The organism is Melittangium boletus DSM 14713 (genome assembly GCF_002305855.1).
Taxonomy (GTDB): Bacteria; Myxococcota; Myxococcia; order Myxococcales; family Myxococcaceae; genus Cystobacter; species Cystobacter boletus.
The window spans coordinates 889,317-913,641 of the sequence record NZ_CP022163.1; the positions used below are offsets into that span (position 1 = coordinate 889,317).

Here is a 24,325-nt window from a genome sequence, read left to right on the forward strand (position 1 = left end):
GGAAAAGGCATGCCGGAAGTGGTCCACTATCGGGTCTCGATGCTCCGCCCGCACACGCACCTCTTCGAGGTGCGGGCCACCTTTCCTCCCGGCCCGGACACGCTCGAGGCCGTGCTGCCGGTGTGGACGCCCGGCAGCTACATGGTGCGGGAGTTCTCCCGCCACCTCCAGGACGTGAGGGCCACCAATCCCGACGGGGAAGCGCTCGCGGTGCGGCGCACGGACAAGCGCACCTGGCGGGTGGACGCCCGGGGCCGCGCGGTGACCCTGAGCTACCGCGTCTATGCCCACGAGTTGTCCGTGCGCACGAGCCACCTGGATGGCGGCCACGGCTACTTCAACGGCGCCAACCTCTTCCTTTATACCGAGGCCACGCGAGGCCTCGCGCACCACGTCACCGTGGAGGCGCCCGCGGGGTGGAAGGCCTTCACGGCGCTCGACTCCCGCGACGGAGCCTTCGTGGCGGACAGCTACGACGCGCTGGTGGACAGCCCCTTCGAGGTGGGCCCCCACACCCCGCTCACCTTCGTGGCGGCGGGCGTTCCTCATGAGGTGGTGGTGTGGGGGGACGCGGTGCAGGACCCGGCCCGGTTGTGCGCGGACCTGCAGCGCATCTGCGAGACCCAGGCGAGGCTCTTCGGCGGCCTGCCCATGAAGCGCTACCTCTTCCTCCTCTACCTCACGGACAAGGGGCGTGGAGGGCTGGAGCACCAGGCGTCCACGGCGCTGCTCTTCCCCCGCGTGGGGCTCCACAACCCGCGCGGCTGGGAGGACTTCCTCACCCTGGTGGCCCACGAGTACTTCCACCTGTGGAACATCAAGCGGGTGAAGCCCCGGGCCTTCGTCCCCATGGACTACGCCCAGGAGAACTACACCTCGCTGCTCTGGGCCTTCGAGGGAGTCACCTCCTACTACGACAACCGCATGGTGCTGCGCGCGGGGCTGATGAGCGCGAGCCGCTACCTCATCCGCCTGGGGGAGACGCTGTCCGCCCTCCAGGCCACGCCGGGCCGCAAGACGCAGACGCTGGCCGAGTCCTCGTTCCTGTGCTGGGTGAAGCACTACCGCCCGGACGAGCACAGTCCCAACAGCGCCATCTCCTACTACCTCAAGGGCGAGGTGGTGGCGGTGCTCCTGGACCTGGAGTTGCGGCGCGCCACGGACGACGCACGGGGCCTGGACGATTTGATGCGCCTCTTGTGGGAGCGCCACGGAGATGGCTCCGGCGTCCCCGAGGAAGGCGTGGAGGCGGCGGCCTCGGAGCTCGCGGGCAAGGACTTGAGCGCCTTCTTCGACCGGGCGGTGCGGAGCACGGAGGAGCTGGACTTCTCGGTCTTCGCCCACGTGGGCCTGGAGGTGCGCTCGCGTCCCCGCGAGTCCGCGAGCGACCGCGGCGGCACGCCTCCGCCACGCGCCCGGGGAGAGGGCCGGCCCAGGGGATGGCTCGGCATCACCCCCAAGGGGGGCGCCACCTTCGCCTCGGTGCTGGAGGGCTCGCCCGCGCAGGAAGCGGGGGTGTACGTGGACGATGAACTCGTGGCGCTCGACGGCTGGCGGGTGGACACCGCCGCCCTGCTGTCGCGCTGCGAGGACAAGGCGCCCGGCGACACGGTCCGGCTCACGGTGTTCCGCCGGGACAAGCTGGTGGAAGTCCCGGTGGTGCTCGGCCAGAAGCCCGCGGATGCCGTATGGCTCGCCCGCGTGGACAAGCCCACCGACGCGCAGAAGGCGGCGCTCCAGGCGTGGCTCGGCACGGCCTGGGACGAGTTGGGATAGGCTCGGTGCCGGGGGTCTTCCCGTCCATGTCCGTTCCGTCGCTCGTCCGATGCAAGAGCCACCCCTCCGCCACCGCTGGCTGGCGCTGCGTGGGGTGTGGCTCCGCCCTGTGTCCCCAGTGCGTGGAAGCCCGGCGCATGCACACGGTGGACGTGCTCGCCTGCCGGCGATGTGGAGACCGGGCCGAGACCCTGCGCCTGCACCGCTCGCGGCAGATGCCGCTCGCCGAGCGGCTGCGCCTCGCGTGGCGCTATGCCCAGTCCTCCCGCTTCCTGGCGATGGTGCTGGGGGTGGGCACGGTGTTGACCGTCCTCACCTTCATGACCCAGGTGACGCTCATCGTGCTGCGTCTGGCGCCCGCGGCGCTGCTGGTGGGCGTCTACTCGGGTTGCTTCTTCGCCATCCTCCTGGCGAGCGCGCGGGGCGAGAGCGACGTCCCCATTCCGGAGTACAGCGACCTCTTCGCCGACTGGCTCATGCCCGCCCTGCGCGGCGTGGTCTCCACCAGCGTGGTCTGGCTGCCGCCCCTGCTCTACCTCGCGTTCATCAGTGGCTGGGACGTCGTCGCGTACAAGGACCGGTTGCTGTCCGACCCCATGTTCTACATGACGGGCGCCTTCCACTCCCTGCCCTGGGAGCTCCTGGCGAGGGATCCCCTGGCCTGGGTGCTGGGAATCGCCTGCCTCGCCTACCTGCCCATGAGCCTGTTGCTGAGCGCGAGCAGCACGCACCTGCTGGACATGCTCAACCCGATCCGGGGTCTGCACGCCATCCGGCGGCTCGGCCGGGACTACGCCATCACCCTCGGGTTCCTGTTCCTCATGGGGCTCGCGTACCTGGGCACGCGCTTTCTCGGCGCGGGCATCCGCTCGCTCGACCTGGGCGTCCTGACCCGGTGGATCGCCGAGGTCATCGAGCTCCCCGTCTTCTTCCTGATGGCACACGTGCTCGGGCTGCTCCTGTACACCCGGGGAGATGAACTCGGGTACGGCGCGGCGAGCGACTACGTCACCCCGGTCCTCCCGGACGCGGCGCCGAGCACCACGCTGCGCGTGGAAGGTCTGGGCCTGCCGGACGCCATTCCGGAGTCCGAGTTCGTCGCCGCCGAGACGCGGGTCCGGGAGCTCACCGCGGCCATGGAGGCCCGTGACATCCCCCGGACATTGGAGCTCTACGCCGCGGCGAGCTTCCTGCCCCGCACGAGCATCGCCCCCGCGGTGCACCTCTTCGTTGGACAGGCGGCGGCGAGCCAGGGAAACCACGCCCTGGCCGTCCAGGCGCTGGAGCGCGCGGCGGACGTGGCCCCGGAGGATCCCCTCGCCCCGCGTGCCCTCGTGATCCTGGCGCGCGTGCTCGGTGAGCGCATGAATGAACCGGCCCGCGCCCAGGAGGTGTACCAGTACATCGTCGACCGGTATCCGGAGACGGACGCCTCGCGCTTCGCCCAGGCCCGGCTTCCGCCCACCAGCTGACACCCGGGTTGCGTCCCGGAGGCGGCGTGCGCACTCCCTTCGCATGTTCCGCGTCCCCGCGTCGTGGTTGGTGCCGTTGAGCCTCGTGTTGCTCTCCTCGTGTGATGGAGGCCTGCACGTCGATCGCCCGACGGATGTCTGCACCGCCGTCCTCGTCACACTCCGGGTGCAGGTGGTGAATGCCCAGGGTATGCCAGTACCGGACGCCACCGTGTCGGCCACCCACCTGGAGACGGGCAACACCATCACCAGCGTCACGGGCGACGAGGGCATCACCCACGCCGTCAACGAGGAGCTGGGCGCGGGCCAGGTCCGGCTGACGGCCCGCGCGGGCTCCAAGTCGAGCGACACGGCCGAGGTCGCCTGGTCGTGCGACGAGTGCCACTGCTCCCCGGATCCCGAGTCGGTTCAGCTCCGATTGAACCCATAAGCCCTCGGGTGGAAGCCTCCCCATAGCACCTTTGTCCCACACGACGTGACCCGCTAGGTTGGCGTCATGGCCAGTGTGGAAGATCTCCTGCGGTGTTCCGTGGCGGAGTTGACCGAGCGTTTCATCACGGGTTGTCACTCGGTCCCCACGGGGCTTCTGGAGGCCCTGGAAGCCGACAGTCGCCAAGGCGCCCGGACGCTCGCCCGACGCCTGCGCACCCAGCAGGGGAAGAACCGCGCCGAGGGGCAGCGCCTGCGCCACCTGCTGCGCTACGAGACGGAGCTGTGGGAGCAGGGCCATACCCACATCGCTGGCGTGGACGAGGCCGGCCGGGGTCCGCTCGCCGGTCCCGTGGTGGCCGCGGCGGCCATTCTGCCCCGGGGCTGGAAGCTGGAGGGGCTGGACGACTCCAAGAAGATTGGCGACGAGGCGCGCCGGGAAGAACTGGCCGAGGCCATCAAGCGTGGCGCGGTGGCGTGGGCGGTGGGCGTCGCGGAGGCGGAGGAAATCGATCGTCTCAACATCCGCCGCGCGAGCCTGCTGGCGATGCACCGCGCGCTCCAGGCGCTGGGAATCCAGCCGGATTATGTACTGCTGGACGCCTTCACCATCCCCGAGTGCACCTTGCCCCAGCGCGGCATCATCAAGGGCGACGCCCTGTCGTTGAGCATCGCCGCGGCGTCGGTGCTGGCGAAGACGACGAGGGATCGGACGATGCGGGAGTTGGATGTCCGCTACCCCGGGTACGGACTGGCGGACCACAAGGGCTATCCCACGGCCTCGCACGTCCAGGCCATTCGCGAGCGGGGCGTGCTGCCCATCCACCGCCGCAGCTTCGCGCCGGTGCGCGAGGCGCTTGGAGCGACCGAGCCACCTTCACAGGGAGAACTCTTCGCGGAACGAGGACCCTTGTGAGCGCGGACAAGGACATCGATGGCTGGCTCGCCGAGCGGGGAATCACCGTGATGGAGTCCCGGAGCCGGGCCCGGGCGGCGCTCGAGGAGGCGGGACTCACCCGTCCGGGGAAGACGCGCATCAGCGAGCCCAAGCTGCCCCGGGCCGAGCAGATCCTCGCCGAGCGTTTCTACCGGGTCTGTTCCGCGTCGGAGTGCCAGCACGTGGCTCGGGCGAGTGGACGCGCGCTGTTGCCGGTGGACCCTCGGAGCCATTGCGAGCACTGCGGAGGCTCGAACAACCGCCGGGCGGAAGTGGCCTTCCTGGAGACGTGCAATCGCCGGGGCGTTCGCAAGGTGGTGGTGGTGGGCGGCTCGCCCGCGGTGCGCGAGGAGCTGGAGGAAAAGCTCAACGGCCCGCTGCAGCTGCGCATGGTGGACGGGACCGAGCGGCGCACGGGCAGCCAGGCACAAGGCGACCTGGAATGGGGAGACCTGGTGCTCGTCTGGGGAGCCACGGAGCTGCACCACAAGGTGAGCAGCCACTACACCCAGCCGGGCACACCCCACCGCCACAAGGTCGTCCACGTGGTGCGGCGGGGCGTGGCCGCGCTGCTCGAGGCGGGCATCACGCATTTGAACCGCTAGGCCCCCGGTCCTCCCACCTGACGGTTGGGACACATTCCCACCCACGGAAGTGAAGACCGGGTTGCGGCTCCTAGGGCGTATGCGCTAGGCCCTCGGGGGTGCTGCGCCTGCTCCTGGTCCTCCTGCTGCTAAACGGACTGGTGCCTGCCCTCGGGGAGGCACTGGAGCTGGCCGTGCACTACGCCGTGGCGGGCCATGTGGCCCACGGCCCCGGAGAGACGGATCTCGAGGGCGGCAAGGAGCACGGGTGCGGACCCACGGAGCACCACTGCCGGTGCTGCGTGAGCCAGTCCCTCATGCCCCCCGTCGTCCCGCCAGGCCTCGTCCCGCTGGAACCCCGGGAGTCCCCTCGCACGCCCTTCGTCCACGACGCCGTGGCCGACACCACGCGCGCCCGGCTCTTGCGGCCTCCCATCCGCGCCTGAGCACCGGGCGAACTCCCTCACCTCATTGAAGGACAGGCCCGGTCCCACGACCCGCCCGGGGCACCCGTGTGCCCAGGGCTCTCGCCGTTGGCGTCCCTCCCTGATTCGTTGGTGAGATTCCGTGCTCGCGTCCTTCTGCCTCATGACCTGGTTGTTGCTTCAATCCGCCCCCGCGCCCCTCTCATTGACCCAGGAGGAGGCGGTCACCCTCGCGCTGGAACGCAGTCCCCGCCTCCTGTCCGCCCGCGCCGAGGCCCTGTCCGCCCAGGCCCGGCTGGACGGCGCGTCGCTGCTCGCCCAGACCAACCCCGAGTTGCAAGGAGCGGTGGGCCCTCGGCTGCGCGACGGCGTGAGCAGCCTGGATGTCACGGTGGGCGTGAGCCAGCGGCTCGAACTCTTCGGCCAGCGAGGAGCCCGCCGCGAGGCCGCCGCGGCGCAGCTCACCGCGAGCGAGGCCCGGCTCGAGACGCTTCGGGTGTCGCTCGCCGCCGAGGTGCGGGGCGCCTTCGCGAGGCTCCTGGCCTCCGAGCAGGAGTGGTCGCTGGCGGACGAGGGACAACTCCTGGCGGAGCAGGCGCTCCAGGCCGCCGAGGAACGGCAGACGGCCGGGGCCGCTTCGCGCATCGAGGTGAACACGGCGCGGGTGGAGCTGGGCCGGGCCGCCCATGCCCGGGTGCTCGCGGAGCGGCGGCGGACACTCGCGCGAGGAGAATTGCGCCTGCTCCTGGGCCTGGAGCCCTCCGAGGCGATGGAGGCCAAGGGGGAGCTGCGGCCCGGGATGACCGACCCCCCGCCGCTCGACGCCCTGGTGGAGCGGGCACTCGCGCGACGCGCGGACGTGAAGGCCGCGCGCTCCGAGCTGGACGCGGCCCGCGCCGAGGTGGAACTCGCCTCGCGGGAGGCCTGGCCCGGCACGCGGCTGGGCGCCAGCTACAGCCAGGAAGAGGGCGCGCGCATCGTCCAGGGCACGCTGGGCATCGAGCTGCCCGTCTTCAACCGCAACCAGGCGGCCCGGGGCGTGGGCGCCGCGAGGCTGACGCAGACGCGCGGTCTGCTCGAGGCCACGGAGCGGCTGGTCCGCACGGAGGTGGGGCTCGCCCTGGAGCGCTACCGGACCGCGCGTGCCGCCGTGGCCGTCTACAGCGAAGACGTGCTGGAGGCGCTTCAACAGAACCTCGCGCTCGTCAACGAGGCATACCGGGCCGGAAAGGTGGACTTCTTCCAGTTGCTGCTCATCCGCCGGGACGCGCTCGACGCCCGGCGCGGCTACATCGAGGCCCTCGAGGAGCTTCTGATCGCGGAAGCCCAGCTCACGCGGACGCTCGGGGAGGGCCAGCCATGAGCACGCGCGGAGGGCGGTGGCTGGTTCTCGCGGTGCTGGGGCTCGCCCAGGGCTGCACGAAGGAAGACGAACACGGCGCGCGGGAGGCACACGCCGAGGCGCGCCCTGACGACGAGGGCGGACACGACGAGCGGCTCGTGCGGCTCGCGCCGGAGGCGGTGCGCTCGGCGGCGCTGAAGACGGAGGAGGCCCGGCGCAAACCGCTGTCGGTGGGGCTCACGGCTCCCGCGCGGGTGTCCTTCTCCCAGCGAGGCGTGGCCCAGGTGGCCGCCCGGGTGCCGGGACGGCTCGCCAGCATCGAGGTGAACCTGGGGCAACGGGTGAAGAAGGGCCAGGTGCTCGGCTACCTGGAGAGCCCCGAGCTGGGCCGGGCCCGAGCCGACTACCTCTCCGCGGCGACCAAGGCCCGGGTGGCCGAGGACAACCACCGCCGGGAGAAGGAGCTGTTCGCCAAGGGCATCACCAGCGAGCGGGAGATGCGCGAGGCGGAGAGCACCTTCGTGACGGCGCAGGCCGAGCGCAACGCGGCGGATGGACGGCTGCACGCGCTGGGACTGTCCGACGCGGAGATCGCCGCCCTACGGGGCAACGAGCACTACAGCTCGCGCTTGTCGGCCATCAGCCCGCTGGACGGCACGGTGGTGGACATCACCGGCATGGTGGGCCAGGCGGTGGAGGCCACCACGACGCTCTTCACCGTGGGCGACCTGTCCGAGTTGTGGGTACTGCTGGACGTGGCCGAGGTCCAGGTGGCGGCGGTGAAGAATGGCCAGGCCGTGGACATCACCCTCTCGGCGCTTCCCGGACGGCGCTTCCAGGGCCACGTGGCGTACATCGGGGACATCGTCAACGAGAAGACGCGCACGGTGCACGTGCGCGTGGTGGTGTCCAACCAGGATGGAGCGCTCAAACCGGGGATGTTCGCCCAGGCGGAGATCGCCACGGGCACCGGCACGGAGGAGACGAACACCCCACGGCTCGTCGTGCCCCGGGAGGCCGTCCAGCAGGTGAACGGCGAACAGGTCGTCTTCGTCCCCGAGCAACCCGGCGTGTACAGGGCCGTCGACGTGCGCACGGGCGCCAGTTCCGCGAAGGAGGTGGAGATCGTCTCCGGCATCGAGCCCGGCACCCTCGTCATCACCCAGGGGGCGTTCATCCTCAAGTCCGAGCTCTCGCGCGAGAGCCTGGGCGCGGGTCATTCCCACTAGGGAGGCGATGGCCCATGTTCGACACCCTCATCGCCTTCTCCATCCGCCACCGCGCCCTCGTCCTCCTGCTGACGGCGCTGCTCATCGGCCTCGGGCTGAACGCGCTGCGCCAGTTGCCCATCGACGCCGTGCCGGATGTGACCAACGTCCAGGTGCAGATCCTCACCTCGTCGCCGGGCCTGGGCCCGGTGGAGGTGGAGCGCTTCATCACCGTCCCCGTCGAGTCGGCCCTGGGCGGCCTGCCCGACACCACCGAGGTCCGCTCGCTCTCGCGCTTCGGCCTGTCCGTGGTCACCGTCGTCTTCAAGGACGGTATGGACATCTACTTCGCTCGCCAGCTCGTCCAGGAGCGCCTGACGTCCGCCCGCGAGAGCATCCCCCCGGGCTACGGCACTCCGGAATTGGGCCCCCTGTCCTCGGGTCTGGGGGAGATCTACCAGTTCGAGGTGAAGGGCGAGGGCGTCGGCCCCATGGAGCTGCGCGGGCTCCTCGAGTGGCGGATCTCCCCCCGGCTGCGCTCGGTGCCAGGCGTCGTCGAGGTCAACGCGTTCGGCGGGGAGCTGAAAACCTACGAGGTGCAGTTGGACCCCGCGAAGCTCGCTGCCTACGGCCTGTCGCTCCAGCGCGTCTTCGAGGCGCTCGAGGAGAACAACGCGAACGCGGGAGGCGCGTCCATCGCGCGGGGGCCGGAGCAGGTGCTCATCCGAGGCGAGGGCCTGGTGGAGACGCTGGAAGACGTGGCGGACATCGTCCTCGCCACATCACCCCAGGGAGTGCCCGTGCTCGTGCGCCATGTGGCGGAGGTGCGCTTCGCTCCCCAGGTCCGCCAGGGCGCCGTCACCCGGGACGGACGCGGCGAGGCCGTCACGGGCATCGTGATGATGCGCCTGGGCGCCAACTCGCGCGAGGTGGTGGAACGCGTGAAGCAGGCCGTGGAGGCCATCCGCCCCACCCTGCCTCCGGGCGTGACGATCGACACCTTCTATGACCGCACGGATCTGGTGCGCAAGACGCTCCACACCGTGGCGGGCAACCTCATCGAGGGCGGACTGCTGGTCATCGTCGTGCTCTTCCTGATGCTCCGCAACCTGCGCGCGGGCCTCATCGTGGCGAGCGCCATTCCCCTGTGCATGCTGTGCGCGTTCATCGGCATGCGGGCCCTGGGCATCTCCGGCAACCTGATGAGCCTGGGCGCCATCGACTTCGGCCTCATCGTGGATGGCGCGCTCATCATCGTGGAGAACGCGGTGAGGCACCTCGCCCAGCAAGCCCATGCGCTCGGGCGGCCCCTGACTCGGGAGGAGCGGGACGCGGCGGTGTACCGCGCGGCGGTGGAGATCCGCGGCGCGGCGGCCTTCGGCGAGGTCATCATCGCCGTGGTGTACCTGCCCCTGCTCACCCTGAGCGGCGTGGAGGGGAAGATGTTCCACCCCATGGCCATCACCGTGCTGTGCGCGTTGGGGGGAGCCTTCGTCCTCTCGCTCACGCTGGTGCCCGCGCTCGCCTCGCTGTTCCTGCCCCGCGAGCCCACGGAGCGGGAGAGCGTCATCGTGCACGGAGCGAGACGGCTCTACACCCCGGCGCTCGCCTGGTGCATGGCTCGACGAAAGGCGGTGGTGGGAATCGCCACGGGCCTGCTGGCCGTGAGTCTGGGGCTGGTACCGATGCTGGGCACGGAGTTCATCCCCCGGCTGGACGAGGGCGCGCTGGCGCTCCAGGCGATGCGGGTGCCGTCGGTGTCGCTGGAGGAGTCCGTGCGGCAGACGGGCCTCATCGAAACGGTGCTCAAGCGCTTCCCCGAGGTCATCACGGTCGTCTCGCGCACGGGGCGCGCGGAGATCGCCACGGACCCGATGGGCGTGGAGGTAAGCGACATCTACGTGATGCTCACGCCCCCCGAGCAGTGGACGACGGCGGATGACAGGGAAGGACTCATCGCCGCGATGCAACGCGCCCTGGAGCGCGAGGTGCCCGGCAATGTCTTCTCCTATTCGCAGCCCATCGAGCTGCGGGTGAGCGAGCTGCTGTCCGGAGCGCGCTCGGACGTGGCGCTCAAGCTGTATGGCGAGGACATGGAGGAACTCAAGCGGACGGGGGATCGGCTCGCGGCGGCGCTGTCGCGGGTGCCGGGCGCCGCGGACGTGAAGGCCGAACAGGTGGCGGGCCTGCCCGTGGCGCGGGTTCAAATCGACCGGAGGGCGATTGCCCGCTACGGCATCAACGTGCGCCAGGTGCTCGACGCCATCGAGACGCTGGGCGGCAAGGAAGTGGGCACCGTGCTGGAGGGACAGAAGCGCTACGCCCTCCAGGTGCGCTTCGCCGCCGCCGCGCGGGAGAACGTGGAACAGCTCGAGAGCCTGCCCATCACGAGCCCGACGGGACAACTCATTCCCCTGTCCCAGCTCGCGCGGGTGGTGGTGGAGGAGGGCCCGGCCCAGGTGAGCCGGGAAAACCTCCAGCGGCGGCTCACCATCGAGGCCAACGTGCGGGGACGAGACCTGGGCGGCTTCGTGCGAGAGGCCCAGGAGGTGGTGGACCGCGAGGTGCGCCTGCCTCCGGGCTACTGGCTGGACTGGGGCGGTCAGTTCCAGAACCTGGAATCAGCCTCGCGGCGGTTGGCGCTCGTGGTGCCGCTCACCCTCTTCCTCATCCTGGTGCTGCTCTACGGCACGTTCAACGCCGTGCGCCCGGCGCTGCTCATCTCGCTCAATGTCCCCTTCGCGGTAACGGGAGGGCTGTTCGCGCTGGGCGTGCGAGGCATGCCGCTGTCCATCTCCGCGGCGGTGGGCTTCATCGCCCTGTTCGGCGTGGCCATGCTCAACGGACTGGTGCTGGTGTCGGCCATCCGCAAGGCGCGGGAGACGGGCCTGTCCCAGGCCGAGGCCATCCAGGAGGCGGCGCAGGCTCGCCTGCGTCCCGTGCTCACCACGGCGCTGGTGGCCTCGCTGGGATTCCTTCCCATGGCGTTCGCGACCGGCGCGGGCGCCGAGGTGCAGAAGCCCCTGGCCACCGTCGTCATCGGCGGCCTGCTCAGCTCCACCCTCCTCACCCTCCTGGTGCTCCCCACCGTCTACCCGTGGTTCGACCGCGGGCGGCCCTAAGCCAAGGCGGGCAGCCCCGCCAACTTGCGGCTCGCCTGGACCGAGTACACCTCCCGCACCCGTCCGTCCTCCCCGATGTCCACGCGAAGGACCAGGCTCGCGGGTTTACCAGGAGGGGGCGCGTTCCAGCGGGCCACCAGCGCCGGCAGCCCATTGAGCATCCGCACCTCCAGCGCGTCCGCCGCACCGCTCAGCGCGTACACCCGCCGATAGAAGAGCGCCACCCGCTTCACGCCCACCACCGGCACCCGCGCCGCGAACGTCTCGCCGCCTCCATCCGACAACGCCCGCACGGGCTCGGCCAGCAGCGCCTCGGCCGCCTCCACGTCTCCCGACGCCAACGCTCCCAGGAAGCCCTCCAGCGCCCGCCGGGTCCTCTCCTGGAGGTCGCGCGTCGGGACACACCGCTCCCGGTCATACGCCGCCATCGCCCCCCGCGCCCGGTGGTGCGTCACCTTCACGTTCGTCTCGCTCAACCGCAAGCAGTCGGCGACCTCGCGCACCGAATAGTCGAAGACATCGCGCAGGATCAGCACCGCCCGCTGCCGCGGCGTGAGCGCCTCGAGCGCCAGCAAGAACGCGAAGGTCACGCTCTCCAAGAGCTCGTAGCGGCCCTCCGTCGTTCCGCCTCCCGGCAGGTGCGCCTCCACCGACGCCACCGCCTCCTCCCCCGTCTCCACCGGAGAGGGCAGCCAGGGCCCCACGTAGTGCTCCCGCTTGCGCCGCCGGAGCCAATCCCTCGCCAGGTTCATCGCCACGCGCGTGAGCCACGGGCGCAGCAACTCGGGCCGCTTGGGCGGCTCCTCGAGCGCCCTCGCGAAGGTCTCCTGCACCAGCTCGTCCGCGTCCGCCGCCACCCCCGTCATCCGGTAGCACAGCCCCCACAGGAACCGCTCGTGCTCCCGCGCCGCGCACACGAGCGCCTCGTGGCCAGGGGAGCTCATGCCGCGCGAACCTCCCGGGCCCCCAGCCACGCGAGGGCCACCGCCTCGGCGCTCGCGAGTGAGGCATCCGTCAACAATCCCTCGGGCCCCACCCAATCCCCCACCACGGCCAGACCTCGCACGTGCTCCACCACCGGCCGGGGACGCGCCCCGAGGCCCGCCGCCGTCGGCAGCGCGTGCATCACCGTCAGCCCCGGCAGGAAGCGCCTCGTCACCACCTGCATTCTCCAGCCCGGCTGCAACACGTCGAGAATCCCCTCCAGCTCCAGCTCACTCGCCTCCGTGTCGCGTCCTCCGAGGTACTTCGCCACGTGCACCAGCGCGCCCCCCTCCGGGGCCAGCCGCGCCCAGGCCGAGTGCACCGACGCATACCACGGCCGATCCACCCCGAACGCCACCAGCGCCTCGGGCCTTGGCAGCCGCGACAGCCCCACCTCCAGAGAGGCCGCTTTCACCGCGACCGCCCGCGCCGCCCACCCCGCCGCCACCGCGTCCCCCGGCAGCAGCGACGCCACGTCTCCGGGCCCTCCCGCCACCACCACCGCCTCGGCCGCCCACTCCGTTCCGTCCGCGAGCCGCACGCCCCGGACCCGCGAGCGCCCGCTCCCCTCCTCCTCCCGAGTCACCGACTCCACCCGCGCCGAGATCACCCGCTGCACCCCCGCCGCGTCCGCCACCGCCGTCAGCCCGCGCACCAGCTCGATCCAACCGCCATCGAGATAGCGCACCCCCCGCGCGAGGACGGTCTGGTGCTGCGCCACCGCCGCGTCCGCGCCCATCAACTCCGTGTCCGCGCAGTATGTCGACGCCCGGAAGAGCATCGCCACCAACTCACGGACCTCCGCCCGCGACACGTTCGCGCGAAGCCACTGCTCCAGGCTGACGCCCACCAGCGTCGAGGCGTCCACACGATTCAAGCCCGCCAGCACGCGGGCGAACTCCAGCTTGCCCGCCGCGCCCAGCAGGTCCGTCGTCAACAGCGACACGGCTCCCGTGGGCAGCGTGTGCAGCCGGCCTCGCCGCAGCGCGAAGCCGCCCTCGCCTCGCGGCCCGCGCCCCTTCAACTCCAGTCCCAACCGCGCCAGCACTCGCGCCGCCGCGCCCGCCAGGAAGAGCGCATGCGGCCCCAGGTTGAAGTGATAGCCCTCCTGGGACGTGGTGTGTGCCCGACCCCCCAGGTGCCTGGCCTTCTCGAACAGCACCACCCGTCGGCCCCCGCGCGCCAGCAGCGCCGCCACCGCCAGTCCTCCCAGCCCTCCGCCCACCACCACCACGTCCGTCGCCTTCATGATCTCGTATCCTTCCAGGCCCCGTACAGGAGACTCGGAGGAAGCACGAAATGGGCTCTCAAAAGGTTACAAGCCGTCTTGGCCAGGCCCGAACCATCCAGGACGAACTGGCGAGTGCGGCGAACCCGGAGAAGGCCGCCTTCTTCCCGAGGTTCTTCAAGACGGGCCCAGGACAATACGCGGAAGGAGACGTGTTCCTGGGGGTGACGGTGCCCGAGCAGCGGCGCATCGCCCGGCGCCACAAGCACCTGCCGCTGGAGCAACTGCGCGTGCTGCTGCGCAGTGAGGTCCACGAGCACCGGCTCACGGGATTCATCATCCTCGTGGAGAAATTCGAGCGGGAGGACGCGCTTGGACGCGACCGGCTCTTCGCCTTCTGCCGAGAGCACCTGGCGGGAGTGAACAACTGGGATCTGGTGGATCTGGTGGCGCCCCGGTTGATGGGGGTGCATCTGCTCGCACACCCCGAGCACAAGTCCTTGCTGGATGAATTCGTGCGCTCGCCCGTGCTGTGGGAGCGGCGCATCGCCATCATGGCGACCTTCGCGTTCATCCGCGCGGGCGAGTTCTCGGACACGCTGCGACTGGCGGAGGTGCTGCTCCAGGACCCTCACGATCTGATTCACAAGGCCGTGGGCTGGATGCTGCGCGAAGTGGGTAAGCGGGAACTGGCGAGCGAAGAGGCTTTTCTCGACCGCCACGCCGGGAGGATGCCCCGGACCATGTTGCGCTACGCCATCGAGAAGTTCCCGCTGGAACGCCGGGAGCACTACATGAAGGCGGCCCCGAGAAGGCCAAAAGGAATCGGGGAGGAGCCGCCCCCGCGGCTCCCCCCCGATTGACCTCACTGCTCCCCTGGAACCACTCCCCGACCCGACCCCTACCCGCCCGTCCTACCCCGCCCCGCCCGTCCTGCCCCGACTTCGTGACAGAGAGCTATAGCAGTCCGCATGCCAATGGCCCTCCGAGGGGAAAGCGCAATGATTTCCATGGGTTGGGGGAAGGAAGGCGCGGGACCTCCCCCCGGAAGCGGTAAGACTTACCGGGCGGTCAGAACACCCCATCGAAGAGACGCCAGCCGCCCACCCCGCTGCCCACCGCCACCTTGGACGGGAAGGAGGCCTGACGGTAGAGGGCCGAGCCCTTCTTCACGTTGGAGAAGAGCAGCTTCACCTTCCCGCTGCCGTGGGAGCTGGCCGCCAGCCCCTGGTGGCCCAGCAATCCGGAGAAGCACCTGCTGCCGATCAGCGTCCACGCCGACGCGTTCTGCGAGCCATATCCCCACGCGCACGTCTGCGTCCCGTCGTATTGCACCGTGAGGCGCAGGAACGTGACGCTCTCCTGGTCGACGGTATCTCCCGCGACGAGGTCCACCTCGGCCGAGGAGGTGGAGCCACCCGTGCTCGTGCGGTACTGGAGCCTCGGCTTGTTCTTGTCCGCCGGGCGGCACACCGCGAAGTAGCGCGCGTTGGACGCCGTGCTCTCGCGCACCATCAAGCAGCCCTTGGCCCACTCGTCCACGTGGCTGTTGGGCGTGTTCACCGCCGCCGTCCAGGTGCTCGTCGTCACCGCGCCGTTGTACTCGGAGGCGAACAGGAAGCTGTCTTGGCTCCCCCAGATGTCATCGGAGGTCACCTCGGCGCCGATGACGTCCATGGCCTCCTGGTAGCCGCCGCACGACGAGGACTCGATGCACCCGAAGGGCCAGCCCAGGCCGTTGTGCGTCACCGCCCAGCCATCCTGGTGGAAGCTCACCTTGTCCGTGCCGAGATGATTCGCCGCCGCCGACACCGCCCGGCTCCAGGAGGCCGAGTCGTTCGCGCCCCACACCCGGCTGATGAAGCCCGCCTGGTACACACTGGAGGCCAGGGAGGAGTCGGAGTTCTGCAAGTTGAAGAACACCCCGTAGCCCTTCGCGCCAATCGCCGAGGCGCTGGTGAGATCCGGCGCGATGAAGGCCACGCGGCTGGTGGCCGTGGAGCCGTTGGACACGTAGGTGTTGAGCTTGCTGGTGGACGAGGACACGTCCCCGCCCGTGAGCGCGATGATGAACCGGCCCTTGAGCGCCGAGGTGGAGGGCCAGCCGCAGGCGCCCGTCACCGCCGCCTGAAGACTGGTGGCACCCGGGCAGGCCGCCATCACGTCCGAGGGTTTGAAGAGCCAGGACGCGGGCAGGTGCGCGGTGATGCGGTTGTCCAGGTCCTGGGGCAGGCGGCCGGACTCGAAGTTGTCCTTGAGATCCAACCAGACCGTCACCGCCTCATGGTTGGGGTGGGCGAGGTGGAAGGCGCGCAGCTCGTCCAGACAGTCGGAGAGCCGGTGGCACGTGGTGCCGTTGTCGACGATGTCCGCGTGGTAGACGAACCAGTTGCCCGTCACCTTGGACCAGCCGCTCTTGCCATTGTGGATGTCGAACTCGAGCGAGCGGACGCGGTGGTACACGAGTTGATCGAGCACCGCCTCATCGCGCTGGTAGGAGTTGTGCGACGACTTCTGCCGCACCTCGTTGTACGCGGGCTGGGCCACCGCGGCCTGGCCGAGCGCGAGCAGCAGCGCCGGGAGGGCGAGGGAAACACCTGTCTTCATATGCTCTCTCCTTCAATAAGCCCACGCGCCAATGGCGTACGCGTGGGTGACCTTGTGGTTGAGCCACACGCCCAGCAGCGCCACCGTCCAACGCAGCCAGACGGGGCGCGTGGCGAGCCAGTCGCCCGCGAGGAACATCACCGGGAAGAGCACCGCGCCGAAGCGGAAGGCATTGCCCAGATCCCCCTGGGGCAGCATCACCAGGAGCGAGAGCAGGGCGTAGAGCCCCAGGGCCTGGTCGCGGCGCAGGAGCGCCAGCGCGGCCACCAGCCACAGCGCGCCAAAGAGGTGCCGCAGCAACAGCCATCCGCTGAACCGGGTATGCCAGGGATTGCCGAACCAGAGCCCCCGGATCGCCCCCCACACGGAGTCGGCATGGTTCCACTCGCGCTGCGCCTTCAGGAACACGAGCGGATCTCCCGCCTGGGTCCACTCGAAGAACAAGAGGCCCCCGAACGCCAGGAGGGCCACCGCGCCCACGGCGGTGAAGCGCGTGAGGCGGCCTCGCCACGAGGGCTCACGCCCGGCGAGCAGGAGCGCGGCGGTGAGCGCCACGAAGGTGCCCTGGTTGCGCGTCCACACGCACAGCGCGGCCAGCACCGCCGCCGGCACGAGCGCTCCCCACGTGGCGAAAGCCAGCGCACCAAAGGAGAGCAGGAGGAAAAGGCCCTCCGTGTGGTGTGAATGCAGGGCGAAGCTCGCGGGCCCGAAGAGCAGGAGGAACCAGCCCCAGGTCGTCCGGGGGGACATCGCCCCGCTCAACCGCCCCTGGCGGCTCCAGCGCGTGTTCCAGGCGACGAAGGCGAGCAGGCACAGCGTGGACAGGAGGCAGCCCACGACCTGCGGCGCGAGCACGCCTCCGAGCACCTGACGCACCCACCCCACCGCGCCCGGGTAGAGAGGAAGGAAGGCCCAGAGGGGCCACGCATAACCCTCGAGCACGAGGGTGGTGTAGTGGTGGGAATCCCAGCGATCGAGCACCTGGAGCAGGGGGATGTCACGGCTGACGGACGTCCAGGCCCACAGTCCGAAGTGGTGGGCCAGCATCAGCGCCGTGAGTCCCCAAGGGGCCCAGGATGAGGGCTCGGAGCCGGTCTTCACTCACGGGCCGCCGAGACGCCGGCGGTTCAGCCCCACGGCGAGCAGGCCCAGGGAGAGCCACAGGATCGACGTGTTCCGGCCCGTGGCCGAGCACCCGAGTCCATCTCCGATCAAGGCGCGATCCGCGACCGCGACGGTGAAGGACCAGGAAGCGGGGCTGTCGTCCTCGTTCCCCGCGCGGTCCCGGGCGCGCACCCGCACCGTGTGCGGACCATCGGGCAGATCCTCGAAGACACCCGAGGGTGGGCAGGGGACGAACTCCTCCCCGTCCAGGCTGCACGTGTAGGTCACCTCTCCCTCGTTCGAGCCAAACTCGAAACGCGGGTTGCGCTCCTGGACAGCGCCCTTGGGTCCGGAGAGGACGAGGGTTTCCGGGGGCGTGATGTCCACGATGAGGTTGTTGGGCGCGCTGTCGAGGCTCTGCACGGCATCCACCGCCGCGGCGGCCCGCACCGTGTGAGGGCCCTCGGCGAGGTCCTGGGGCAGGTCGAAGGCGTAATCGCCCGCGGCATCCGACATCACCCGGCCCACCTCCTCTCCGTCGATGTAGAGGATGACCTCGGTGTTGGGCTCCGTCCGCTGCGGGTAGAGGGTGGAGGTGCCGGTGATGGCGGGACGAACGTTGTTGGTGATGGTGCCGTCGGGCGGCGTGACCACCGTGGGAGGCACGGGGATGATGAAGCCGTAGTTCAATTGGGAGGGCGTGCTGGACTGGCCCGCCTGGGCGCCGTAGGCGCCGTCCGCGGGGACCAGCTGGCCACCCGACGCGGCGCCCGTGGCGATGATCGTGCAGCCAGCGCCCGGGGCGGCCTGGAACAGGACCTGTCCCGACCCCCCTCCTCCACCGGGGCCCACCCGCGCGGAGGACGAAGTGCTGCCAATGCCGCCACTCGCGGAGGCGGCTCCACACCCGGCGGACCGGACGATGCGCACGTAGAGCGCGCCACCGGCGCCTCCTCCACTCCCGCCCTCCGTGACCGTCCCCACCGAGCCACCCGAGGCACTGAGGGTGCCCGAGCCCAAGAGCTGGCTGGCGCGCAAGAAGACGGCCCCGCCTCCAGTCCCACCACCCGAACCAGACGCGGACGAACCATGACCCGCGCCGCCGCCGCCACCGAACAACAGGTGGGTCAGCAAGGGCGCGGAGACGGCCGCGCCACCCAGGCCGCCCGCGTCCCGTCCGGAGTCGGACGCCGTATCCGAACGCCCGCCCTGACCGCCACTGCCCGCGTTACCTCCGCCACCGCCTCCGGACCGGAAGCAATTGGCACCGCCGGCGCCGTTGGCCACATTGCCCCGCCCGCTCTGGGTGGCCCCGTAGCGGCCCGCCCCCGCGAGGCCCTCGCCCTTCTGAGCGCCCTGGGGCGCCCCCTCGTCCAGCTCCGTGCAGCCCCGGGCTCCCGAGGTATCGGCGACGTACTGGCCACCCCGGAAGCCCGCGCCGTCCGCGGAGATGGTCCCCTCGTTGTTCACCTCGCCAGTGGCCAGGAACGCGACGACACCGCCCGCGCTCCCGTTCCAGGGCGTGGCCACGAGGCTCTGGCCCGCGGCGATGGAGACGGTGGTGTATTCCGGCACCCGGATGACCTGGGTTCCTTCCGCCGGGTAGTCCTGGACGAGTGGCGCGGTCAGCCGCAGCGTCGAGGCCGTCACCTCGGACAGCCGCGCGAACTCCCAACGTCCCACCTGGCTGGTGCCCAGGTCGAGGGGCGCCGGGTCTCCCGACACGGGCGCGGTGGAGAGGCCCGTCCCCTGGTACACCAGCACCAGATCGCCCGCCGCGAAGCAGGGGCTGCCCAGGCAGTCGCCCACCAACAAGGACGTGGCCTTGCGCGCCACGTCGACCGCCAGGGGCGCGTAGGCGTTGATGACCGTGCCGCTCGTGGACACGGCGAGCGCCCCGTCGCGTCCCGAGCCCAATGCGAACGTATCGGGCGCCGCCCGGGCCGACGCCGGGCCCAGGGCCAGCAGGCCCACGGCGGTGGGGAGCCACTTCCGCATGAATGGAGTCTTCATGACCTTGGGTTCCTTTGCCTACTGCTCGCGCTGGGTGGTGATGATGGTGAACTCCACACGGCGGTTGGCCGCGCGGCCCTCGGGGGTCTCGTTGGTGGCGATGGGCCGGTCGGGGCCATAGCCCTTGGCCTCCAGGCGCGAGGCCTCCACGCCCTTGCCCACGAGGTACGTCTTCACCGACTGCGCCCGCGCGAGCGACAGCTTGCGGTTGGCCTCGGCGTTGCCCTGCGTGTCGGAGTGTCCCTCGACGACGATCCGCCGGATCTCCGGGTGCCGCTGGATGACCCGCGCGAGCTGGTCCAGCATGCCGAAGGAGCGCGACTGGATGACGGCCTCGTTGGTGGCGAAGAACACCGACTCCTTGATCTCGATCTTGTCCTTCGTGATGACCACGAACTGGGGCTCCTGCGCCGGGCAGCCCTGATTGCTGGCGAGGCCCTTCTCGGTGGGGCAGTTGTCCAGGTGGTCCGCCACCTCGTCGCCGTCCTGGTCCTTCAACGGACAGCCACCCAGCTCCGCCGGTCCCGCCTGGGTGGGGCAGGCATCCTGCGCGTCCTCCACGCCATCGCCATCCTGGTCCTTCACCGGGCAGCCCTTGCGCGAGGCCGGACCCGCCTCGTTGGGGCAGGCATCCTCGCCGTTCCTCACGCCGTCGCCGTCGTCATCGAAGCGCGCGAGGTCGGAGGCCAGGTCGGTGCGCCCGAAGGCCACGCCGAGCAGCACCCGGAAGAGCGGGGTCCCCGACATCGAGCCGAAGCCGGGGCCGCCCAGGGCGTAGACCTCGGTGGACTCGCCCACGGGCATCCGCAGACCGGCGAGCACCTCCACGGAGCTGCCCTGACGGGAGAGCGGCAGCGCGCCGCGCACGTTGAGCTCTCCGCGCAGCTCGCGGCCCGTGGTGGCGACCCCCACGCCCAGGCGCAACTCGGAGCCCAGCTCGTCCTGGATGTTGCCATCCTCGTTGAGGACGACGGAGGAGGAGCGCAGCACCGCGCCCGCCTCCGCACCCGCCCGCCACCGGCCGAAGCGGCGGCCCACCATCACCTTGGGCGACAGGCGCAAGGGAGTGTCGCGCGAGAGCGTGTCCTCGCTGCCCAGGGGGAGTCCCGCGCCCAGCTCCACCGCCAGGTCCACGGGAGCCTCCCGCACCTGCGCGAGCAACCCCACGCGCGCGGCGACGAAGGGCGTGCCCAGGCCCGTCGTGGCCGGGATGCCCAGCCGCTGGGCACGGAGGTCATCCCCGCGCTGCCAGGCCACCAGGGGCAGGTGGGCGTCCAGTTCCAGCCAGCGCAGCGGCGCCCACGCCAGCAACAGGTGCGCCGTGGCGCGATCCGACACCAACGCGCCCACCCGGTTTCCATCCGAGTAGAACACCAGGGGGTTGCGCTCGTAGTGGCCCGCGAGCGAAAGGCGGAAGCCTCCCTGGGGCAGCAGATCACCCGTCCCCATCACCAGCGAGCCCTTTCCGCTGGGATTCAGCTCCAGGCGCTCCAGGTCGAAGACCGGCAAGCCAGAGGGTTGAGCGAACGAGGCCGAGGCGAACAACAACGCCGCCACGGTGGCCAGACGCACGTTTCCCGCCCGGCGCCGCGTGGGGCAGGGCTTCGCGTGACTCATGAATTCTCCATGTCGAGGGAGGGGGTGCGACCCATGGCGACCCAGCCTCGCCTGTCATCAGCACAGCTCAAGTGCCCGGCAGCGTGGCACGAAGGCGCGGGAAGCACAGCGGAATTCCACGCCTTCCGCGCCTATTCGACACTCATCGAACCATTCGACCCTGCTCAAAACGAGAGGCCGTGTCCAATGGGATAAAGCACCGTGGAGTCCGTCCCCGTCCGGGGAATGGCCACGGGCAGCCGGCCCGAGGGGTTCACCTCGCCCACCAGCACGCGCGCCAGCGCCTTCATGGAGACGGACCGGAAACCGTAGGTGGCCACGAAGGTGGACACCCCCGGAAGGTAGGAGATGTCATACGGCTCGCGCACGGAGACGACCACCACCGGCTTCTTCGAGTCCTGGAGCGCGCGGACGAGGTCTCGCTGGGCCTGGGACGTCCAGACGCGGGTGACCAGCACCACGGTGATGTCCGCGCGCCCGGCCGAGGCTACCGCCTGCGCGATCCCCGCCTGCTCCGGGGTGGTGCCCGTCTCCAGGGTCTCCACGGACAGGCCGCGCTGGGTCAACTCCCGCGCCAGCGTGTCGATCGGCGCGGCACCCCACCCCGTCACCAGCACCTTGCCCACCTCTGGCTTCAACGGCAGAACACCCGCCTCGTTCTTCACCAAGGTGATTCCGCGCTCGGTGAGGGCGTCGGCCACGGCCAGGTGCTCGGCGGCGCCCACGCGCTCGAGCAGGGACAGATCCACCAGGGGACGGGCGAGTACCCCCCGCTTCTGCTTGAGCGTCAGGATGCGTCCCACCGCCTCATCGAGCCGCTCCTGGCTGATCTCCCCGCCGATCACCGCCTCGCGTACGGCGTTGAAGGCCACGTCGATGCGCGACGGCAGGAGGAGCATGTCCACGCCGGCCTTGAGCGCCTCCACGGGGACCCGCGCATCGCTGTCGTCACCGTAGGGCTTCGCGCCCTGCATGGAGAGCGAGTCGCTGACCACCACGCCCTGGAAGCCGAGCTGGCCCCGGAGCAGGTCCGTCATGACCGAACGGCTCAGCGTCGCCGGCAAGCCCGAGCGCTCCAGGGCGGGGACCACGATGTGGGCGGACATGATGGCGTCCACCTGGGCGTCGATGGCGGCCACGAAGGGCGGGAGGTCCACCGCGTCGAACTGCTCCCGGCTCCGGTGGATGATGGGCAGCCCGTAGTGACTGTCCACCTCCGTGTCCCCGTGGCCGGGAAAGTGCTTCACGGTGGCCGCCATGCCCTCGCCCTGCATGGCGTTCACCTGCACCTGCGTGAAGGACGACACCAGGGCCGGGTCCAGGCCAAAGGAGCGCACGCCAATGACGGGGTTGAGCGGGTTGCTGTTGACGTCCGCGACCGTCCCGAAGTTCAGGTTGATGCCCAGGGCGCTCAGCTCCCGCGCGGTGATGACCGCCGCCTGACGCGCGTCCTCCAGGTTGCGAGTGGCCCCCAGGGCCATGTTGCCCGGAAACTGGGTGGCCGGCTCGGTCACCCGGACCACCACCCCATGCTCCTGGTCCGTGGAGATCAGCAGGGGGATGGGCCGCTCCTGGCGCATCGCCACTTCTTGCAGCCCGTTGGACAGCCGGGCGATCTGCTCCGGGTTGCCCAGGTTATTGGTCCAGGTGAAGTAGATGATGCCGCCCAGGTGGTAGCGCTCGACGAGCTGCTCCGCCGTGTCCAGCCCATGGTCCGTGCGGTTGGCCTCCACCATCTTGGGATCCGTGTCCGCGACGGTCGTGCCATAGGCGTGGGCCATGAAGAGCTGACCCACCTTCTCCTCGAGGGTCATCTCCTTCAAGCGGCAGGGCACCCAATCCGGCGAGGACACCGCGGGCGGCGTGCCACAATCCGGCGTGACGGGAACCGGGGGCGCCTCGTCACAACCCACGCTTCCGAGCATCCATCCGCAGAGCGCGATGGACGCGAGCCACTTCCCATCTACCTTGACCATGTGCACTCCGCCCTCCTGAGAAATCAGGGTTCGCGGATTACACCCGTTGACCCCGTCCTGTCATGGCGCATCGAGGCGGGGGCGGGGTCGAGACGGCGCTCAGAGCCGGGGCACCCGGGGCAGGCGGCTCATGCGCCGGGCGATGTGGAAGCTCATCTCCAGGGCCTGACGGTAGTTGAGCCGGGGGTCGCACAGGGTGGCGTAGTTGCGCTCCAGATCCTGCTCGGTGATGCCCACGGCGCCACCCACACACTCCGTGACGTCCTCTCCGGTGAGCTCGAAGTGCACGCCCCCGAGGTAGGAGCCAAGCCGCTCGTGCACGTCGAAGCTCGACTCCACTTCGCGCAGGACGTCATTGAAGCTGCGCGTCTTGATCCCGGAGGAGGTGGACACGGTGTTGCCGTGCATCGGATCGCACACCCACAGGACGAGCCGGCCCGCCCCCCGCAGGGCCTCCACCACCGGGGGGAGCGCGTCCTGCACCCGCTGGGCCCCCATGCGGGTGATGAAGACGAGCTTGCCGGGCTCGTTGTCCGGGTTGAGCTGCTCGGCCAGGCGGACGGCGTTCTCGGGAGACACGCTGGGACCCAGCTTCACCCCCACCGGGTTGCGGATGCCGCGGAAGAACTCCAGGTGCGCCCCATCCGGGGCCCGGGTGCGCTCCCCGATCCACGGCAGGTGCGTCGTCAGATCGTACCACCCCTTGCGCCACGGGACCTGGCGCGTCTGGGCCGACTCATAGTGGAGGTTGAGGCCCTCGTGGCTGGTGAAGGAGTCCACGCGCGTGAGCTCCGCCACCTTGCGCTCGCCCAACGCCTCCATGAAGCGCAGGGCCTCGCCGAGCTTGCGGGTGGTCTGCTCGTACTCCTCGCGCAGCTCGCTGGGCACGGCGGCGTTCCGGAAGAAGCTCAGGTCCCAGTACTCGGGGTGGTGCACGTCCGCGAAGCCACCGTCACTCAGCGAGCGCACGAAGTTGAGCGTCATCGCCGCGTGGTGGTAGCAGGCCAGCATCAACCGGGGATCCGCCCGCCGCGCCTCGGGAGTGAACTCCGGCCGGTTGACCAGATCCCCGAAGTAGCTGGGCAGCTCCACGCCCCCGCGCACCTCGGTGGGCTTGGAGCGCGGCTTGGCGTACTGGCCGGCGATGCGCCCCACCCGGATGACGGGCCGGTGCCCTCCATGGATGAGCACCAGCGACATCTGCAGGATGATCTTCTGCCGGTTGGTGATGATGTCCGGACGGCAGTCGAAGAGGGACTCGGCGCAGTCCCCTCCCTGCAGCAGGAAGCGTCGGCCTTGCTGGGCCTCCGCCAGCAGCTCACGCAGCCGCTCCACCTCCCAGGAGGTGACCAGCGGCGGCAGCCGGCTGAGTGCCGTGACGACGTCCTCGAGTTCCTTCGGATCCTCGTAGGCGACGTCTTGAGTGATGGGCTTCGTCTTCCAGGAGGTGGGCGACCAGGTGCTCATACGAGGCCCAGGAGTATCACACCGGGGCCACCCA

At 70.3% G+C, this 24,325-nt stretch carries 18 protein-coding genes; 10 read left to right on the forward strand and 8 right to left on the reverse strand.

Annotated elements, in window-relative coordinates; translation table 11 throughout:
• Nucleotides 1-9: 9 nt before the first annotated feature.
• The 9 genes from MEBOL_RS03680 to MEBOL_RS03720 all read left to right on the forward strand — a co-directional run bounded on the left by MEBOL_RS03680 (nt 10) and on the right by MEBOL_RS03720 (nt 11,295).
• The gene (locus MEBOL_RS03680) at nt 10-1,776 is read left to right on the forward strand and encodes a M61 family metallopeptidase (protein WP_095976102.1); all 1,767 of its coding nucleotides are present in this window, start codon (nt 10-12) and stop codon (nt 1,774-1,776) included.
• A 26-nt stretch (nt 1,777-1,802) separates the two neighbouring features.
• Nucleotides 1,803-3,248, forward strand: coding sequence for a hypothetical protein (locus MEBOL_RS03685; protein ID WP_157774739.1), 1,446 nt, complete (start codon nt 1,803-1,805; stop codon nt 3,246-3,248).
• A 43-nt stretch (nt 3,249-3,291) separates the two neighbouring features.
• The gene (locus MEBOL_RS03690; RefSeq protein WP_095976104.1) at nt 3,292-3,678 is read left to right on the forward strand and encodes a carboxypeptidase-like regulatory domain-containing protein; all 387 of its coding nucleotides are present in this window, start codon (nt 3,292-3,294) and stop codon (nt 3,676-3,678) included.
• Between the two features lie 66 nt (nt 3,679-3,744).
• Complete coding sequence (locus MEBOL_RS03695) at nt 3,745-4,593, forward strand: ribonuclease HII (protein WP_095976105.1); 849 nt, start codon at nt 3,745-3,747, stop codon at nt 4,591-4,593.
• Nucleotides 4,590-5,219: a hypothetical protein gene (locus MEBOL_RS03700; protein WP_095976106.1), complete on the forward strand. Its 630-nt coding sequence runs from the start codon at nt 4,590-4,592 to the stop codon at nt 5,217-5,219. The genes MEBOL_RS03695 and MEBOL_RS03700 overlap by 4 nt, the downstream gene beginning before the upstream one ends.
• 98 nt (nt 5,220-5,317) lie before the next feature.
• Nucleotides 5,318-5,644 (forward strand): DUF2946 family protein, encoded by a 327-nt coding sequence (locus MEBOL_RS03705; RefSeq protein WP_095976107.1) that lies wholly within the window; start codon nt 5,318-5,320, stop codon nt 5,642-5,644.
• A gap of 121 nt (nt 5,645-5,765) precedes the next feature.
• Nucleotides 5,766-6,986, forward strand: coding sequence for a TolC family protein (locus MEBOL_RS03710; protein WP_245919434.1), 1,221 nt, complete (start codon nt 5,766-5,768; stop codon nt 6,984-6,986).
• Nucleotides 6,983-8,194, forward strand: a complete 1,212-nt coding sequence (locus MEBOL_RS03715) for an efflux RND transporter periplasmic adaptor subunit (protein WP_095976108.1) — start codon at nt 6,983-6,985, stop codon at nt 8,192-8,194. The genes MEBOL_RS03710 and MEBOL_RS03715 overlap by 4 nt, the downstream gene beginning before the upstream one ends.
• A gap of 14 nt (nt 8,195-8,208) precedes the next feature.
• A complete protein-coding gene (locus MEBOL_RS03720; protein WP_095976109.1) occupies nt 8,209-11,295 on the forward strand; it encodes an efflux RND transporter permease subunit in 3,087 nt (1,028 codons plus the stop codon).
• Here the strand turns inward: MEBOL_RS03720 and MEBOL_RS03725 are convergent.
• Nucleotides 11,292-12,239 (reverse strand): sigma-70 family RNA polymerase sigma factor, encoded by a 948-nt coding sequence (locus tag MEBOL_RS03725; RefSeq protein WP_095976110.1) that lies wholly within the window; start codon nt 12,237-12,239, stop codon nt 11,292-11,294. The two genes, MEBOL_RS03720 and MEBOL_RS03725, sit on opposite strands and share 4 nt — an antisense overlap.
• On the reverse strand, nt 12,236-13,528 hold the full coding sequence (locus tag MEBOL_RS03730) for a phytoene desaturase family protein (RefSeq protein WP_095976111.1): 1,293 nt from the start codon (nt 13,526-13,528) through the stop codon (nt 12,236-12,238). Before MEBOL_RS03730 ends, MEBOL_RS03725 begins: the two co-directional genes overlap by 4 nt.
• Before the next feature lie 50 nt (nt 13,529-13,578).
• Between MEBOL_RS03730 and MEBOL_RS03735 the strand changes: the two genes are divergently transcribed.
• Nucleotides 13,579-14,370: a DNA alkylation repair protein gene (locus MEBOL_RS03735; protein ID WP_095976112.1), complete on the forward strand. Its 792-nt coding sequence runs from the start codon at nt 13,579-13,581 to the stop codon at nt 14,368-14,370.
• A gap of 208 nt (nt 14,371-14,578) precedes the next feature.
• Here the strand turns inward: MEBOL_RS03735 and MEBOL_RS03740 are convergent, their stop codons facing one another.
• From MEBOL_RS03740 to MEBOL_RS03765, 6 genes are all read right to left on the reverse strand, one after another.
• Nucleotides 14,579-16,114, reverse strand: coding sequence for a Ca2+-dependent phosphoinositide-specific phospholipase C (locus tag MEBOL_RS03740; protein WP_095976113.1), 1,536 nt, complete (start codon nt 16,112-16,114; stop codon nt 14,579-14,581).
• A 12-nt stretch (nt 16,115-16,126) separates the two neighbouring features.
• Nucleotides 16,127-17,215, reverse strand: coding sequence for a hypothetical protein (locus MEBOL_RS03745; protein WP_095976114.1), 1,089 nt, complete (start codon nt 17,213-17,215; stop codon nt 16,127-16,129).
• The gene (gene agmC / locus MEBOL_RS03750) at nt 17,216-19,231 is read right to left on the reverse strand and encodes an adventurous gliding motility protein AgmC (protein ID WP_245919436.1); all 2,016 of its coding nucleotides are present in this window, start codon (nt 19,229-19,231) and stop codon (nt 17,216-17,218) included.
• A gap of 18 nt (nt 19,232-19,249) precedes the next feature.
• Complete coding sequence (locus MEBOL_RS03755) at nt 19,250-20,848, reverse strand: OmpA family protein (RefSeq protein WP_095976115.1); 1,599 nt, start codon at nt 20,846-20,848, stop codon at nt 19,250-19,252.
• A gap of 164 nt (nt 20,849-21,012) precedes the next feature.
• Nucleotides 21,013-22,824, reverse strand: a complete 1,812-nt coding sequence (locus MEBOL_RS03760) for a glycoside hydrolase family 3 protein (protein ID WP_095976116.1) — start codon at nt 22,822-22,824, stop codon at nt 21,013-21,015.
• Between the two features lie 99 nt (nt 22,825-22,923).
• Entirely contained in the window at nt 22,924-24,291 is a 1,368-nt protein-coding gene (locus MEBOL_RS03765; RefSeq protein WP_095976117.1) for a 3-deoxy-7-phosphoheptulonate synthase class II, read from the reverse strand.
• Nucleotides 24,292-24,325 lie beyond the last annotated feature (34 nt).